This is a genomic window from Zobellia galactanivorans (assembly GCF_000973105.1).
In the GTDB taxonomy this organism is placed as follows: domain Bacteria; phylum Bacteroidota; class Bacteroidia; order Flavobacteriales; family Flavobacteriaceae; genus Zobellia; species Zobellia galactanivorans.
Genome location: NC_015844.1, coordinates 3330018 through 3347034 on the forward strand (window position 1 = coordinate 3330018; position 17017 = coordinate 3347034).

Below are 17017 nucleotides of genomic sequence, written 5' to 3' on the forward strand. Positions count from 1 at the left end.
CGTTATGGTTCTTTACTTTCCTTCTCCGGCGTAAGTCTTCCAGTCTTGTTCTTTATAAATGTTGTCGCCAAAGTATCTGGCAATACTCAAGAAAGGCTCGGGTTTTTGATATCCGGGCACGGGCGAAAGCATGTTCATTTCCTCGTCAAGGAAAATCGTAGTCGGATAACTCAACCGTCCCTGCATTAGGGCTGCTGCAAATTCGTGATAGCCTTTTCTTCCAGAGGGAACGAACTTGTAGGTCTTTCCCTTGAACTCTATGGGCTCTTTGCCCTCACCATCAAGTTTGACCATGTAAAAGTTCTCCGCCATATAGGCAGCGACCTCTGAATTTTGAAAGGTATCTTTGTCCATCTTCTTGCACCAACCGCACCAGTCGGTATAGACATCGATAAATATTTTCTTAGGATTTTTTTCGGTAGCCACCAATTCGGCAGCCTCGTTCCAACTTAACCATTGTACTTCTTGCGCACTCAGGGTTAGGGCCGATAGTCCCATAAAAACAAAAAGGATGGTTTTCAAGGCAGATACTCTCATGTTACTTTTTTCAATGGTTAGTCTAACAACTATACCAAAACTAACGAAAATACCTGATCTTTATTTTGCCAGGGCCTTTTCCTTTTTCTGAGCGAAAAGGTCTTTAACGTCGATTTGGTGCTTGACGAGGTCTTCAAAGGTTTCGCGTTCTCGGATCAAGATCGCTTTGCCTTCGTGCCACAGTACTTCTGCCGGACGGAATCTGGAGTTGTAGTTGCTCGCCATGGTAAAACAATATGCTCCTGCATTCTTGAAACAAAGAATGTCGCCTTCGCTTATTTCGTTGATCCTTCTGTTGCTGGCAAAGGTATCGGTCTCACAGATATAGCCTACTACAGAGTAATAGCGCTCCCTGCCCGTAGGATTGGATATGTTGATGATACGGTGCGTAGCCCCGTATAGCATTGGACGGATCAAATGGTTGAACCCAGAATCTATACTGGCGAAAACCGTTGAGGTCGTTTGCTTCACTACATTGACCTTGGCCAGAAAGTGACCCGCTTCGCTTACCAAGAACTTACCGGGTTCAAAGGCAAGTGTTAATTCTTTGCCGTACTCTTTGCAGAATTCATTGAAGCGCGAACCTAGTTTTTTGCCCAATTCCTCTACGTTGGTCTCGATATCGCCTTCTTTGTAGGGTACTTTAAAACCGCTACCGAAGTCTATGAAATCTAAATTCTTGAAGTTTTTGGCGGTTTCAAACAAGATTTCCGAAGCGTATAAAAATACATCGATATCAAGAATATCGCTTCCGGTGTGCATGTGAATTCCGTTGATGTTCATTTTGGTCACCTCTACAATGCGCAATAAGTGCGGAATCTGGTGAATGCTGATACCGAATTTGGAATCAATATGGCCTACGGAAATATTCGAGTTACCACCCGCCATTACATGGGGGTTGATCCGAATACAAACGGGTACATTAGGATGTTTGCTGCCGAATTGCTCTAAGATGGAAAGGTTGTCTATATTGATACGGACACCAAGTTTGGAGGCCTCTTCGATCTCTTCCAGGGAAACCCCATTGGGCGTAAAAATTATCGATTCAGGTTTGAAACCGGCAAGTAGGCCCAATTGAACCTCTTGAATGGAAACAGTGTCAAGTCCGCTACCCAAACTATTCATCAATTTGAGTATGGCCACATTGGACAATGCCTTGGCCGCGTAGTTCAATTTTAGTTTCTTTACGCTTCCAAAAGCATTTGTTAGTCGTTGAAACTGAGAGATTATTTTTCCCGAATCGTAAACGTAAACGGGGTCTCCAAAGGTTTTTGCTATATTGAGCAAATCAGTATGATTCATAATACTTCAGTATTTGGTGCGAATTTAACCCGATTAAGCGTTATGAGCAAAAAAACAAGCACAAATATGAAAAATACAACAAATTGTTATTTTTGAAACACGTGTTGAATTTTATTATTTGTGATTCTTCATTTGAGTTGTACTTTTAGCCTAAATATTTTGCATCATGAGACTGCCCTTATTTCCTTTACAATCCATTTTTTTTCCTGGGGAAACCGTACCCCTGCATATTTTTGAAGACCGGTATAAACAACTTATTTCCGATTGTAGGAAGGAGGCCTTGACCTTTGGGATCCCGGTTTATATCAATAACGGTATGACCTATGGAACCGAAGTACAATTGGTGGAGATAGTCAACTCTTATGACAACGGGGAGATGGATGTGACCTGTGTCGGTCGTCAAGTGTTCCGAATATTGAGTTTTGAGAACCAGATGCCCGGCAAGCTCTACGCTGGCGGTACCGTAGAATTTCTTGACAGTGTAAACGATGCCGATAAGGCCTTAAAAAAAACGGTACTGGACCAGATATATCGATTGTACGACCTTATGGACGTGTCGTATGCGCCCCTGCCTCTCGAGAAGTTCAACAGTTATGTCTTGGTGCATAAAATGGGACTCTCGTTCGAGCAGGAATACGAGCTTTTACAAATGCCTAGGGAAAGTGACCGCATGCTTTTTATGCAATCGCATTTGGAGTCTACGATTGCTATGTTGAACGAGGTGAACCGTACGAAGAAAACTATTGAAATGAACGGGAACTTCAAGAATTTCGACCCATTGGATTTTAAGGACTTCAATTTGTAATCGTAGTTTTAAATTGAAATTCATGAAGTTAAACGAAGTGTTTTGCTTCGTTATATACCTGAATTTTATCCGACTCCTTAGGAACTTCAAAAATTGTTAAGCAACTAACTCCATAATTCATTAGTCTAAATGCCGTGGGTTTGCTATTTTTGCTTTCGAATCTAAATATACCTTAATATATGAATCTTCACGAGTACCAAGGAAAAGAGATTTTGGCCAGTTTCGGTGTGCGCATTCAGCGCGGTATAGTGGCCCATAATTCAAAGGAAGCGGTTGAGGCTGCAAAACAATTGACTGCAGAGACCGGAACCGGATGGCACGTAATAAAGGCCCAGGTACATGCGGGCGGCCGTGGTAAAGGTGGAGGTGTAAAATTGGCCAAAAACCTAAAGGAAGTAGAAGAAATTGCAGGAAACATTATTGGAATGAACCTGGTTACCCCGCAGACATCTGCAGCGGGTAAAAAGGTACATCAAGTTTTGGTCGCCGAAGATGTTTATTATCCAGGTGATAGCGAAACCAATGAGTTCTATATGTCCGTACTTTTGAACAGGGGGACCGGAAGAAACATGATCATGTACTCTACTGAGGGAGGAATGGATATCGAAGAGGTGGCCGAGAGCACTCCACATCTTATTTTTACCGAAGAGATTGATCCTGCTACAGGTCTTTTGCCTTTCCAGGCACGAAAAATAGCCTTTAACCTAGGTCTTTCGGGTACGGCGTTCAAAGAGATGACAAAGTTCGTGTCCGCCTTGTACAAAGCATATGTAGAGAGTGACTCCAGTATGTTCGAAATCAACCCTGTGTTAAAAACATCGGATGATAAGATTATGGCCGTAGATGCCAAAGTGTCTATCGATGACAATGCGCTTTTCCGCAGAAAGCAATATGCCGAAATGCGTGATTTGCGAGAAGAGAACCCTATTGAAGTAGAAGCCCGTGCAGTAGGCCTTAACTATGTTGACCTTGACGGAAACGTAGGTTGTATGGTTAATGGAGCCGGATTGGCAATGGCAACTATGGATTTGATCAAAATGGCAGGTGGTGAGCCCGCTAACTTCTTGGATGTTGGTGGTACGGCCGATGCTAAAAGGGTAGAGGAAGCTTTCCGTATTATCTTAAAGGACGAAGGTGTTAAAGCCATCCTTATCAACATATTCGGAGGTATCGTTCGTTGTGACCGTGTAGCACAAGGTGTTGTTGATGCATATAAGAACATGGGTGACGCTATCAAAGTGCCGATTATTGTTAGACTACAAGGTACTAATGCGGAACTTGCCAAGGAAATTATCGACAACTCTGGTTTGGCCGTACACTCGGCCGTTCAGTTTCAGGAAGCTGCCGATAAGGTTAAGGAAGTTTTGAGTTAGTATTCAATACGATATAATTTAAGGAAAGGGGCGAATATTCATATCGCCCCTTTTTTATGTCTTGCATTTCGTTCCTTGGCGCTTACATACGACCGTTTTTAAGAATCAGCTAGCTTTAGGTCGTGCCAAAACCTAACATATCGTTAGATTTTACACCTGTTTTATGACATTAATGTTTTGTAGTGTTAAAATTTGGTAAATTGTGAATATGCGTGCTCTATTTTATGATATCTTTAATTTGAATTAGCGAACGGATTTTTACATTTCAAACCAAAATATCATGAAAAAAGCAGTTTATACCTTAATCTTGGTAATGGCGTTGGGTATCAATTACGGTATGGCCAACACCCCTGTAGAACACAAACCTAAAATCTCAAAGGTACTTACTTCCCAAATTTACCAGATGCTTGGTGAATACGAGGTGCCAAATGACATTAGAGGTGCCAAGGCCGAAGTACGTGTGGCCGTTGACAAGGGCAATTACTTGAGAATTTTATCCATTGAGACCGATAATGCCCAATTGGATAAATATATTAGAAGTGCAATTGATTTTGAGCGGCTTGCAAAGGGTTCGTTTGAACAAGGTGTAGTCTATCGTATTCCGATAGAAGTAGCGAAAAAATAGTTTTCCATTCTTTGGAAACGTAAACGGCCACTCTTAGAGTGGCCGTTTTTTTATTGGGTATTCCTAAGTTTAGATTTGAAAGGCTTCCTTGATTTCGTCATAAACGATTTCCCCTTCTACGATGTTCAGGCCTTTTTGTAGGCAGGCATCCTTTTCGGTGGCCTTTTGCCATCCGAGGTTGGCCAGTTTAATGACATAGGGTAGGGTTACATTGGTCAGGGCCATGGTTGAGGTATGTGGCACTGCTCCTGGCATATTGGCCACACAGTAATGTACAACATCATCTATAATATATATGGGGTCTTCGTGCGTGGTAGGTTTCGTGGTCTCGACACAACCTCCTTGGTCTACGGCCACATCGACAATAACCGTTCCTGGGCGCATTTCCTTTAGCATGTCCTTGGTAATCAAGTTGGGGGCTTTCGCTCCTTTTAGCAATACACCGCCAATAATCAGGTCGTGGGTCTTGATATGCTTTCTGATATTGAATTCGTTCGAGAATTCGGTGACCACATGAGGGGGCATTACATCGTTGACGTAACGCAAACGCTTCATGTTGATATCCAAGATAGTGACGTGGGCGCCAAGTCCCGCCGCCATTTTTGCGGCCTGAATACCGACTATTCCTGCACCGAGGACCAGTACCCTGCCTGGGGCTACACCGGGTACACCACCTAAAAGAACGCCTCTTCCCTTTACGGGCTTCTCCAAGTATTTGGCCCCTTGTTGAATGGCCATTCTACCGGCTACTTCAGACATGGGGGTCAATAGGGGTAGGGTGCCTTCATCGTCTTCCACTGTTTCGTAGGCGATACATATCGATTTGCTTTTGATCATGGCCTCGGTCAAGGCTTCGCTAGAGGCAAAATGAAAATAGGTGAATACAATCTGTTGTGGTTGTACCAAGGCGTACTCTACCTCCGTAGGTTCCTTTACTTTTACGATCATCTCACTGATGCCGTAGACTTGGCCTATGGTGTCTAAGATAAGGGCCCCGGCTTTCTTGTAGTCGTTATCAAAAAATCCACTGCCTTCGCCTGCAGTGGATTGGATGTATACGGTGTGGCCGTATTTGGTAAGTTCGTAAACACCTGCGGGGGTCATACCCACCCGGCTTTCATTGTTTTTTATTTCTTTAGGGATGCCTATTTTCATAGTGAACGGGGGCTTAAGATTAAAATGTGACTCTAAATAATGCAGGGGCGACTTTTAAAAGGCCCCAGTGAAAATAACTTAAATTAAGGAAAACGAACCATTTGGGGCTAAAAGAGTTTTTTTTAACTTTCTTCCGATGACCTGTGATTGGTGTTAAGACCAACATATGTGCCGTATTGTCCTGATATTTCGGGACTTTTGATTCTTTTGACTTTTTTAATGGCGTATGGAAGAAACGAGACTATGGTCATACCAGCTCCTATCAATAATAAGGTAAGCGGGCTAACAAATACTTCGCTAAACGAGAATATGCCGATTACCAAAATAGTGGAGAAGGGAAGGGAACAGGCCAAAATGTTTACGGCAAAGTTGATATCGAAGGTCGGTTCGGTCTGTTGGTCGTTCTCTTCCATGCTGCTAACGGCGCTCATATGGGCAAAGGGCCAAAAGCTGCAGGCACTTTGGGGGAATACTACCAACAAAAGAACCAGAGGGGCCGCTAAGGTGGGAAGCAATAATACGAATATACCTGAGATAAGGAAGGTAATGCCCGATCGGCGTACCAAAAGCGATAGGATGAGTCCGAATTCACCGGATTTTATACGTACGGCCATGCCGATGAACAATAACACCAAAGGCGTCATGAGTGTCTTCACGCTTAACACCGTATTTTTTAGAAAAAGTGGTAGGGAATCGAGGTTTAGCCCGAAAGCCAAAAGGAGGAGCCCAACGATCAAGACAAGGTTGATGGGTTCTTTGAGCAGTGAAAGGCCTAGACTTTTTAGTTTATTTGAAGTAGAAGGCTTGCCTTCTTGGGCCGAACGAAGATGGTACCAGTTCATGGCGAGCATATAGAGCATAATAAGTACGAAAATTTTATTGCCCACATCGGCCAGTGCCGCCAATGCCAAAGAATCGTCACCTAGGTATATGGCCAAGAAAGGAAAGCAGGATAGTCCGGGTGCCAATGAGGGGAGCAACATCATTATCGTGCGCTTTTTTGCACTTTGCTCTTTTGATAATGATATGCCGAGTATGTATTTTGATGCGGCCAGCATGATCAAGTTGAATGCCAGGGCCAGTACAGGGAATATTAAAAGTGAGCTGTCAAGTTTTATTTTTAATAAGGCAACGAATATCACAGCGGGCAGGGCTATACTGAGTATGAGTACTTTAACCCCTTTTAAATCCTGTTTCGCTACCTTTTTTTGTAGTAGGAAGCCCAAACCAATTATGAGTAATAGTTCTAAAGTGTTTTGAAGGGCGAAATTCATGAGTAAGCAGTTTAAGGTTATTGTTTAGTCTGTAAGTGAGAAAGGCCTATTGGGAGCCGAGCATAAAAGCATCAAGTCTGTTGGTTTTACGTTCGGCTCTTGGCCATTGAAATTATGCCAGTACCTTTTGTAGGGCCGTAGTGAAGAGTTTCATTTCTTCCATGGTACCCATGCTCACACGACACCAATTTTTGTCCATAATGCTGAAGGCGCGTACGCCAACACCTTCTGCGGTCATTTTCTCCAAGAATGCTTTTCCTTCCATTTCAATAGGAAAGATTATAAAACTTGTAGATGATGGTACATAGCTATAACCCATTCCGTCTAATACAGAATAAACATACTCCCTACATTCAGAATTCAATTTTCTTGTTTTGTTTGAAAATTCAATATCATCCATACTTGCCATTGCAGCATAAACTGATGGTAATGAAATACCCATACCACCTCTTGTTATTTTTTGAATGATAGCCAATGTTTCTGGTTGAGCAACCATGTAACCTACACGTAAGCCGGCCATACCTTGAATTTTAGAGAAAGTACGTGCAATCATTACATTCTTGCCTTCGTTTATTAGAGATACCATACTTTTTTTAGCAGCATCATCTAAAAATCCTAAATAGGCTTCATCTACAAAAATTGGAACTTTTTCAGAAACCCTAGAGCAAAAATCAATAAGTTCTTCGTGGTCTGTCATACTTCCCGTTGGATTGTTCGGGTTACAGATGTATACCAATTTTGTGTCAGCGTCGATGGCAGCTTCCATAGCTGGTAAATCATGAGACCAATCATCTTTTAGTTTGATGGGCTTCCATGTTGCTCCTGTAGCTTCAGCTACTTTTATCAATGACATGTATGAAGGGTCCGCAGAAACAATATTTCCTCCATTTTGGAAAAATACCATCGCAGTTTTTTCTAAAAGGTCAGAAGAACCAGGCCCCATCATAATAGTTTCGGCTTCAACTCCTTCTAATACTGCAATTTTATCTATGAGTGTATATAACTCCTTCCAGGCATATCTGTTACCTTTTGGTGCATATTTTTGCATAGCATCAACTGCCATAGGAGATGGTCCGTAAGGGTTTTCATTGGCGTTTAATTTTGCAAGAAGTTCAACAGGTTTGTCTACTTCATAAGGCAAATACTCTTTAAAAAAGGGAGTATATGGAAGATTGCCTTGAGCATCTATGGTCACTGGCTCGTTACCAAATGCCCCATAACTCAAATACGGTGCAGCTATTGCCCCGGCAGCTGTAAGTGCTCCTCGTTTCAACCAAGCTCTTCTGTCTAATGTTTTCATAATAATATGTGTTTTAAGTTAAAAAGTTTAAGTTCAATTTGATTCCACAGGTTCTGCGTTTAAGCCTAAATCACCTGACGCAATAATGGTAGTCCCATCAACATCGTATATGTTGATATGAGAATCCATTTCCGAAATACCTTCATAAAAACCAGCTTCGTCAATTACATAAAACTTGTTTTCCTCAAATTCGGCATAAAAATTAAGGAGAGGAAGGTATTCCTCGGTATCTCCATCACGATCATAGTCATCTGTATCCAACTGTGTATCATCTTCGTCAAATTGTTCTGCAAAAATCTTGACGTCATACAGGGTCATCATTGTTGTAATTTCTGTGCCAACAGCTCCCCCCATAATTGCCGAAGGATAAACAATTTCAAAAGGATCAGTTGAGTCATAGAGTGCACTGAACTCCGGGCTGTCTAGAGAAACCTGTACCAATGTCTGGTCTAGAGTAGTTTTATAAAAAACGACTCTACCAGTTACATTTGACCCTGACGGATCGGTAGATTCAATCGTGTATGCCATGTATTCGTTCAAGGTGCCACCTCCTTCTGCAGTAGTGAGAACAGGATCCAGTCTTTCTTGTTCACATGAAAACAAGCTTGCCGTAACCACTAGTGCTGCTAAAATGTTTTTTATATACTTTATCATAATTCTCTGTTTTAAGATTTTTACCAAATATTCGTCACTATAGTGTAAAGCTCAGTCTCCCAAAGTAGTAGGCTCCTGATGATCCTTGCTGATAGTTGGAATACAGGTTGAAGGTTCTTAGCTCGTACCTTATGATTTCAGGATATTCGTTAAAGATGTTGTTCCCTCCAACGGTAAAGCTGATTTTGTCGGTAAAGTTGTAAGTGATACCAATATCCGTGGTAAATTCAGGTGTAAAAAATTGGTCGGCATAACCAGTGCTGCCATCAAGTAAGGTACGTTGGATGTTGTCTCTTGTTTGAACGGAGCCAAAGCGTGTACCTCTTAACATGGCCGAGAACTTGCCAATGGAATAATTGAGTGTGCCAATAATTTTACTACTTGGTGTTCCGGTTTCGAATTGACCGATAAGGCTGCGGTTGACATAATTGTCGGCCAATTCTTCGTCGGTTAGGTTGGTGTTCAGGTCAGGTAGGTTTACGCCTTCGAATGTGTTCTCCCTAAAGGTTCCCGATAGTATTACGCCTAATCGTCCCGCTCCAAGATTGGTGTTGTAGTTCATTACGGCTTCAACCCCTTTAGTGCTGATGTCACCGCCATTTATTCTAAAACTGGCCAGACCACTACCTATGATCGGGGAGAGTACGGGGGCTTGACCTGCGTCAAATTCCCCGGTTTCGAAAATTCTATCGAATATGTCAATTTTATAGGCATCGACCGTAAGGTTCAGTTTTCCGATTTTGGTAGTGAAGCCTAGGCTGTAGTTTCTTGATCGTTCTTCCTGTAACTGGTTTACTCCTAAGGCTCTTGCGGCAGAACTGCTGTTTTGGTAGAGTGTGCCATCAAATGGTTGTAGGCCGATGAAAAAGGTATAACTGTGCGAATAGTTTAATTCTTGAAGGGATGGTGCCCTAAAGCCACTACTGAAAGACCCTCTAAAGGCAAAATTATCGCCGATGGAATAGCGGGCAGCTACTTTGCCGGTCATTACATTTCCGAAGTCGGAAAAGTTTTCCATACGAACGGCTCCTGAAATCAAGAAATCTTCCGTAACATCCAATTCCATATCTAAATACGCTGCCATTACGGAACGGTAGGTGTTACTTTCGTTTTCCGGAGCAAAACCTCTGAAGCACTGGCAGTTCAAAGCGTAGTTTTTCACCAATTCCTGGCTTACCCCTGCATATGGAAGTACGACCGCATTTCCAGAGCCGTCAACAATTGGGGTTCCGTTTAGGTCTTCCAAGGGGAAACCGTCGGGACCAACGAGGGCTTGGTTGTCTTGTGTAGCTGTTACAACGCCTGCGGTGCCTGCTGTCCAACTTTCTTCTTGACCGGCTACTATGGAGTAATTCTCTACCCTTAACTCCCCACCAAAGGCCACGTTAAGCCCAGATAGAATATCATCGTAATAATTATTGAAATCTAGGTTGATGGTGTTTTGGGCGAAGCTGTGCGTACCTAGGTTCATTTCGGTCGGGGAACTTGTTCCTATACTGGCATTCCAGGTATTGAACATTCCGTATTTGGCGGAGTTCATACCAAAACTGTTACTCAGGTCAAAATCGAAATCACCTAGTTTACCTGTGATACCCATGGATAAGGAAAGATTGTATTGGTCGGTGTAAATCTGTGGCCTAAATCCGTTCGGGTATAGGTCGTAACTTGTTCGGTCTGCTTGTCCGGCCCTTCTGTAAAAGCAGCTGTAGGCATCTGAGTATTGGTAGCCGAAGTCTCCAAAAGCATAAAAATCCGTGGTTTCACTCAAGGGATTTTCAAGGTTGAAGCCAAAGCCGATGAGGGTTTTTGCAGGTTGTCCCGAATAGGTGGAGACGTCTACCTGTTCAATATCCCTTGCGGCCATGAGGCCTTCTACAGTTGTTAATGAGCCAATTGCTGCGGCGTCACCGTTTGCTTGGGCGGCAATAAGTTCTGGGTTGGTTATTACGGGTCTACCGCTAACATCGGTAGTTTCATTGTTCAAATAGTTGTCGCTGTAAAGGGGGGCTCTGTCTATCTCAAGAACTGTGGGGCGTATGGTACGTTCCGATTGGCTTATTAAAGCTGATGCGTTAAAGAAGCCTCCGTTTTCGAAACCTACACCGTAATTGCCGTCGAATTGAAAGTTGAATCCGTCCCAATCGCCCGAGGATCTGTTCAAGGTTTTTTCCCCATCGGTTAGGTCAGAATCGCTAAAGTCGGGGGACTTGTTCGGGTAGCCTCCAACGGTAAGGGTTCCCGTAAATTCACCGGTTCCTTTTTTGGTAACTACGTTGATTACCCCGGCAATGGCATCGGAGCCGTACTGGGCCGAAGCGCCATCCCTAAGTATTTCAATATGGTCAATGCCAATGGAAGGTATAAATTTCATATCTACGGCATTAGAAGCTGTACCGGTCTGTGATGCCGATAAGATGGCCGAGGTGTGCCTTCTCTTTCCGTTAACCAATACTAACATTTGGTTAGGCGCCAATCCCCTGAGGCTTGGTGGGCTAACGAAAGACGAAAGGTCTCCTCCACCGCTGGTATATGCCGTAAATGAAGGGGCCGAAGCCGCTAACATTTGGGAAAGATCTTGCTGTGGCATATTGATGGCGTCTTTTTTTATGTCGATGACATCTACTGGCACCGGGGTGTCTAGCTTGGTTCTGGGTTGTCCCCTTGAGCCGATTACGATCGTTTCAAGTAGTTGTTCCGCTGCCATAACCAAGGTGACGTTTAATGTGGTCTGTCCGTTTATGGGTATTTCCTTGGTGCCGTAACCCAATGATGAGAATATAAGAATGGCATCGGCCGGGGCATCTATGGTATACTCCCCGTCAAAATTTGTAGTGGCCCCTTTTGTCGTGCCTTTAATAATGATGTCGGTGCCGGGTAGTACAACACCTTCTTCGTCGATTACCGTACCGGTAATAGTCTGCTCTTGGCCAAATGATACATATATGCAGTTTAACAAGAGGAATGATAGTATTAGAGCTTTCTTCATAAGTACGTGTTTTGGTTGATACTAAACAGTATTCATTTGTCCGACCTCACCTTGCCCTACTCATGGGGGAACGGTGGTCAAATGCATATCAAAAGAAAAGTTCCGGATACTTAACGGTGTCGATTGTCAATTTCTGTGACCTAACGACAAGACAATATTAGGGTGAGTTTTTGATAAAAAAAAATGTGAAATGGTTTGAAAATACTGGTTTTTAGTAGGTTACAAACGTATTGTCTAACGAATCGATAATTTTTTGGCCAATTTTAACCGATATGGCAGATTTTGTTTTTCGGTGGTTTTAAAATCTATCAATTAGTAGAAATTGTCTTATGAAATCACTTTTATGGCATCCAAAATTTGACATGGTCAATTTTTAATTATATCTATAAAAAAACGCCTTTTATTAGTGAATTATAACTGTTTTTTTTAAATCATTAAACTATTTTTACTAAAATCATCTATTTGGTAAATTAAATTGAAAGATTTTTTAATCAATAAAGTTGATTGTCAGGCTTTGAGCCCTGAAATGAGGCAAATACTAACCGCGAAAAATACTACAAATGAGAGATAAACTTGATGGAGTAGATCACAAAATATTGACCTTGTTGTCCGACGACGCACAGATGCCGTATACCGAGGTTGCCAAAAGGGCCGGGATCTCTCCGGGAACGGTTCATATGAGAACCCGAAAGATGAAGAATATGGGGGTAATCAAGGGGGCTACCCTGAGTTTGGACTATAGTAAAATGGGGTATAAAATGACGGTTTTTCTGGGGATTTACCTACGTGAGAGTTTTTTGTACAAAACGGTTATGGAAGAGCTTGCTAAAATTCGGGAGGTGGTAAAAATTCACCATAGTACGGGTAAGTACGATATATTCATTAAAGTCCATGCAAAAGATAGTCTCCACTATCGTAACCTTTACCAAGAATCTATACTTACTATAGAAGGGATAAGGGGTATAGAGTCGTTTATATCGGTGGAGGAGAAAATGAGCCGACATATAGATTTTGAAGGATAATCGACCATTGCTTGGTGGTACTGCCAATAGCGCTTAAATAAAAATGAGCCCATGATGATGTTTTTTGGTAATAAAACGTTAAAAACCGTTTTTTGGGTAACGATCGTATACTTCCGTCGTCTTTAAGGTATATCATCAATCATTTAAATCAACAAATCATGAGAAATTTAAGTTTACTATGGGTGGCTGTAATGCTACTATCGGTCGGTAGTCTTTTTGCCAATGGGAAAGAGAGTGAAAAACCTTCAGGAAGTCTGGCTTATCAAATAGCTGAGCTATTAAGTGACAACGAATTGACCGCCCAAGAGGTCGATAAGCTTGCAAGTGTGAGTTTTACGTTGAATGAACGTCAAGAGATCGTAATATTGGCGATCGATTCCGATAACGAGGTTGTAAAGGCCTTTGTGGAAGAAAGACTTGAGGCTAAAAAGGTAGTTGTGCAAGGGTATAAGGCAGGCAGGACCTATACTTTGCCGGTGCGGATAGCCCGCTAAGCTGTGTTGTTGGAAGAAATATGGATCCTGAGACCCGATTAATTATCGGACTCAGGATTTTTTTTTGTTCTTGTATTTTACGTTGGTAATATCTTTGTTTATCCGTTTTTGCTGTTGGGTCTTGAAGTCCGGGCGCTTCTGTTTCAAGGGCTTTACGGGTTTCTTCATCAGTACCTCGCCAGGGTTTTTTGGGTTGTCCTTCGTTCCTCTTAAGTGGATAACTAGTCCGTTCAAGAAATTACGTAAAACTTGATCCCCACACTCCCGGTAATTGGGGTGGTCTTCTTTTCTGAAAAAAGCACCCAATTCACTCTTGCTAATGTTGAAATCAACAAGTTTTAAGATGTCTACGATCTCATCATCGCGCAACATGAGGGCTACTCTAAGCTTTTTGAAAACATCGTTATTGTCCATTGTCAAAAATTTTTGACAAGGTATTACAAATTAAACTTCCGACCACAATCGCTAGGCAATTATCGGGTATATAATATGGGAGGTAACCCTTCTAACCTATCCATTTGACACGCGTTTTTAGTTTAAAAATGACAATTTGACCGTTATAAATGTTAAATAAATGTCAAAAAGTCAGTTAAAGAGGCTTGGTACGTGAATTGTTTATAACAGTTCAAATTAAAAGTCTAATACAAAACATTGAAGTCATGAGTATAGTAAAAAGAAATAACCTGGTTTTTCCTTCTTTGATGAACGATATTTTTAAACCCGACTGGTTTGGGGGTATGGAAAATGTCGCGGCCAGTTCACCTGCAGTAAATATTAAGGATAATGAAAAGAATTTTGAGCTCGATTTGATGGTTCCTGGTCGAAAAAAAGAGGATTTTAATATTGAAGTAGATGCCGATTTATTGACTATTTCTTCCGAGATCAAGAAGGAGGAAGAAACAAATGAGGAGAATTACACCCGTCGTGAGTTTAGGTTTTCGTCTTTTAAGAGGGCATTTACCCTTCCGGAAACTATCGATTCCGAAGCGATCAAGGCGGAGTATATTGATGGGGTATTAAAAATCACCTTGCCCAAAAAAGAAGAAGCTTTGCCAAAACCAAAGCGTGTTATTGAACTAAAATAAACGGTGGTTTGTTGGGTCCGACCTTCGTGGTTTGACCTTTCATAATTCCGATTTAGATTGGGTTTTATTTAGTTGGTTGGTTAGTTGAAGAAGCCCTTTAGATTTTTCTAAAGGGCTTTTTTTCTGTTGGAATTAGTTCTAAATTACCGTTTTTTCCTCGCTTGTTATCTTCGGATGGGAGGGGGGAATTCAAAAAATACAAACTGTTTTTCTTGGATAAAAATCGGAATCGGAAAGGGTGTGAAATTAATGGATTTTTATAGGGAAAATACGATTTAGTCTTGTCTAAAAAATGTAGTTACCTATCTTTTAATCAGTTTTTTAGTGATTGTTATGTAAAGGTTATATGTAATTTGCTTAATTTTTGTGACATTTTGCTTTTTATAGGGAAATCAGACTTGTTCTTGCAGTGATTTTATCTCGTCCCTCAGTTTTGCCGCTTGTATAAAATCGAGTTCTTTGGCGGCTTTTTCCATGGCCTTTCTTTTTTCACGGACCATTTTTTCGATTTGGTCTTTGGTCAGGTAATCGAGGTCGGGTTCCGCGGCCCGCATTTCTTCTTTTTCAAAATGGTAGGTGGATACGGAATTTTTTGCCAGCACACTATCCAAACTTTTATTCAGGGCCTTTGGGGTAATTCCATGTTCTGTATTGTAGGCAATTTGTTTTGCCCTTCGGTAGTTGGTTTGGTCAATCGTCTGCTGCATGCTATCGGTAATTTTATCGGCATACATGATGGCCTTTCCGTTAAGGTTCCTTGCGGCCCTTCCCACGGTTTGGGTCAGTGATCGGTTGCTACGTAGAAAACCTTCTTTGTCTGCATCTAGGATCGCTACCAATGAAACTTCCGGTAGGTCCAATCCTTCACGAAGCAGGTTCACCCCGATCAATACATCAAAAATACCTTTCCTAAGGTCTTGCATGATCTCTACGCGCTCTAAGGTATCTACATCACTGTGGATGTATCTACAGCGAACATTTATCCGTGTGAGGTATTTGGCGAGCTCTTCGGCCATTCTTTTGGTCAAGGTGGTAACCAGGGTACGTTCGTCTTTTTCGACACGTACTTGAATCTCTTCTACAAGATCATCGATTTGATTTTGGCTGGGCCTCACCTCGATTATAGGGTCTAAGAGTCCCGTTGGCCGTATCACTTGTTCTACAAACACCCCTTGACAGAGTTGTAGTTCGTAATCCGCAGGGGTTGCGCTCACATATATGGCTTGGTTTTGTAAGGCCTCGAACTCTTCAAATTTTAAAGGGCGGTTGTCCATGGCCGCGGGAAGCCTAAAACCATAGTCCACTAAATTCACCTTTCTTGAACGGTCACCTCCGTACATGGCGTGTACTTGTGGTATGGTTACATGACTTTCGTCGATGACCATTAAGTAATCGTCGGGAAAGTAATCGAGTAAACAGAAAGGTCTGGTTCCGGGTTCTCGGCCGTCCAAATAACGGGAGTAATTCTCTATTCCGGAACAATAGCCCAGTTCACGAATCATTTCTAAATCAAAACTTGTGCGTTCTTCAAGGCGTTTTGCTTCAAGTGGTTTCCCTATTTCCTTAAAATAGTCTACCTGCTTTACCATATCTTCCTGAATTTGATGAATAGCACCTTGGAGGATATCAGGAGAAGTAACGAACATATTGGCCGGGTAGATATTCAAAGTCTCATAAACCTCGATTACGTTGTTGTTAAACGGGTCAAAAGCCTCTATTTCCTCGATTTCGTCCCCGAAAAAATGAATGCGAAAGGCGTGGTCCGCATAGCTGGGGAAGACATCCACAACGTCGCCCTTTACTCGAAAGTTACCGTTTCGAAAATCGGCGGTAGTTCTTGAGTATAGGCTCTGCACCAATTGATGTAGGAACTTGGTACGGGCGATCACTTGGTCTTTTTTGATGGAGATGACGTTCTTTTGGAATTCCACAGGGTTTCCAATACCGTACAGACATGAGACGGAGGCCACGACCAAAACGTCACGACGCCCTGAGAGCAAGGATGAGGTGGCGCTCAAACGTAGTTTTTCAATATCTTCATTGATGGAGAGATCTTTCTCGATGTACAGTCCGGACGAGGGTATAAAAGCTTCCGGTTGGTAATAATCGTAATACGAAACAAAATACTCCACCGCATTTTCTGGAAAAAATTGCTTGAACTCCGAGTACAATTGGGCGGCCAAGGTTTTGTTATGGGCGAGCACCAAGGTAGGGCGCTGTACTTGTTCAATAACATTGGCCACGGTAAACGTTTTACCCGAACCGGTCACCCCTAAAAGGGTTTGGTAGCGTTCACCGGTTTCCATTCCCTCAACAAGTTGTTTTATGGCTTGGGGTTGATCGCCCGTCGGTTTGAACTCTGAGACTACTTTAAATTTCATTCCTTAAAATTACAAAAGAAGTGT

The 17017-nt window shown here is 42.2% G+C and carries 15 protein-coding genes; 6 read left to right on the plus strand and 9 right to left on the minus strand.

All coding sequences use genetic code 11. From position 1 onward, the window contains the following. Positions 1-12: 12 nt before the first annotated feature. Positions 13-537 carry a thioredoxin family protein gene (locus tag ZOBGAL_RS13570; protein WP_013994205.1) on the minus strand — a complete coding sequence of 175 codons (525 nt, stop codon included), beginning with the start codon at positions 535-537 and terminating at the stop codon, positions 13-15. A gap of 60 nt (positions 538-597) precedes the next feature. Continuing rightward, positions 598-1839, minus strand: coding sequence for a diaminopimelate decarboxylase (gene lysA / locus ZOBGAL_RS13575; protein ID WP_013994206.1), 1242 nt, complete (start codon positions 1837-1839; stop codon positions 598-600). 166 nt (positions 1840-2005) lie between these two features. Here lysA and ZOBGAL_RS13580 point away from each other — a divergent pair, with 166 nt between their 5' ends. The 3 genes from ZOBGAL_RS13580 to ZOBGAL_RS13590 all read left to right on the plus strand — a co-directional run bounded on the left by ZOBGAL_RS13580 (position 2006) and on the right by ZOBGAL_RS13590 (position 4642). Further along, entirely contained in the window at positions 2006-2644 is a 639-nt protein-coding gene (locus ZOBGAL_RS13580; RefSeq protein ID WP_013994207.1) for an LON peptidase substrate-binding domain-containing protein, read from the plus strand. A 179-nt stretch (positions 2645-2823) separates the two neighbouring features. After that, complete coding sequence (gene sucC / locus ZOBGAL_RS13585; protein WP_013994208.1) at positions 2824-4017, plus strand: ADP-forming succinate--CoA ligase subunit beta; 1194 nt, start codon at positions 2824-2826, stop codon at positions 4015-4017. 280 nt (positions 4018-4297) lie between these two features. Beyond that, entirely contained in the window at positions 4298-4642 is a 345-nt protein-coding gene (locus tag ZOBGAL_RS13590) for a hypothetical protein (RefSeq protein ID WP_013994209.1), read from the plus strand. Between the two features lie 69 nt (positions 4643-4711). Here the strand turns inward: ZOBGAL_RS13590 and ald are convergent, their stop codons facing one another. From ald to ZOBGAL_RS13615, 5 genes are all read right to left on the minus strand, one after another. Then, positions 4712-5797, minus strand: coding sequence for an alanine dehydrogenase (gene ald, locus ZOBGAL_RS13595; protein ID WP_013994210.1), 1086 nt, complete (start codon positions 5795-5797; stop codon positions 4712-4714). A gap of 122 nt (positions 5798-5919) precedes the next feature. Then, positions 5920-7071 (minus strand): AEC family transporter, encoded by a 1152-nt coding sequence (locus tag ZOBGAL_RS13600; protein ID WP_013994211.1) that lies wholly within the window; start codon positions 7069-7071, stop codon positions 5920-5922. Between the two features lie 112 nt (positions 7072-7183). Beyond that, positions 7184-8371, minus strand: a complete 1188-nt coding sequence (locus tag ZOBGAL_RS13605) for a pyridoxal phosphate-dependent aminotransferase (RefSeq protein WP_013994212.1) — start codon at positions 8369-8371, stop codon at positions 7184-7186. Positions 8372-8404: 33 nt separating this feature from the next. After that, the gene (locus ZOBGAL_RS13610) at positions 8405-9025 is read right to left on the minus strand and encodes a hypothetical protein (RefSeq protein ID WP_013994213.1); all 621 of its coding nucleotides are present in this window, start codon (positions 9023-9025) and stop codon (positions 8405-8407) included. 37 nt (positions 9026-9062) lie between these two features. Further along, positions 9063-12011 carry a TonB-dependent receptor gene (locus tag ZOBGAL_RS13615; RefSeq protein WP_013994214.1) on the minus strand — a complete coding sequence of 983 codons (2949 nt, stop codon included), beginning with the start codon at positions 12009-12011 and terminating at the stop codon, positions 9063-9065. 560 nt (positions 12012-12571) lie between these two features. Here ZOBGAL_RS13615 and ZOBGAL_RS13620 point away from each other — a divergent pair. Together ZOBGAL_RS13620 and ZOBGAL_RS13625 are read left to right on the plus strand one after the other, a co-directional pair. Then, positions 12572-13033, plus strand: coding sequence for an Lrp/AsnC family transcriptional regulator (locus ZOBGAL_RS13620; protein WP_013994215.1), 462 nt, complete (start codon positions 12572-12574; stop codon positions 13031-13033). Between the two features lie 158 nt (positions 13034-13191). Then, complete coding sequence (locus ZOBGAL_RS13625; protein ID WP_052725558.1) at positions 13192-13527, plus strand: hypothetical protein; 336 nt, start codon at positions 13192-13194, stop codon at positions 13525-13527. Positions 13528-13578: 51 nt separating this feature from the next. Here the strand turns inward: ZOBGAL_RS13625 and ZOBGAL_RS13630 are convergent, their stop codons facing one another. Beyond that, the gene (locus ZOBGAL_RS13630; protein WP_013994217.1) at positions 13579-13941 is read right to left on the minus strand and encodes a DUF1456 family protein; all 363 of its coding nucleotides are present in this window, start codon (positions 13939-13941) and stop codon (positions 13579-13581) included. 245 nt (positions 13942-14186) lie between these two features. Between ZOBGAL_RS13630 and ZOBGAL_RS13635 the strand changes: the two genes are divergently transcribed. Beyond that, complete coding sequence (locus tag ZOBGAL_RS13635) at positions 14187-14612, plus strand: Hsp20/alpha crystallin family protein (RefSeq protein ID WP_013994218.1); 426 nt, start codon at positions 14187-14189, stop codon at positions 14610-14612. 392 nt (positions 14613-15004) lie between these two features. Here ZOBGAL_RS13635 and uvrB read toward each other — a convergent pair whose 3' ends face one another. Continuing rightward, positions 15005-16993, minus strand: coding sequence for an excinuclease ABC subunit UvrB (gene uvrB / locus ZOBGAL_RS13640; protein ID WP_013994220.1), 1989 nt, complete (start codon positions 16991-16993; stop codon positions 15005-15007). Between the last annotated feature and the right edge of the window lie 24 nt (positions 16994-17017).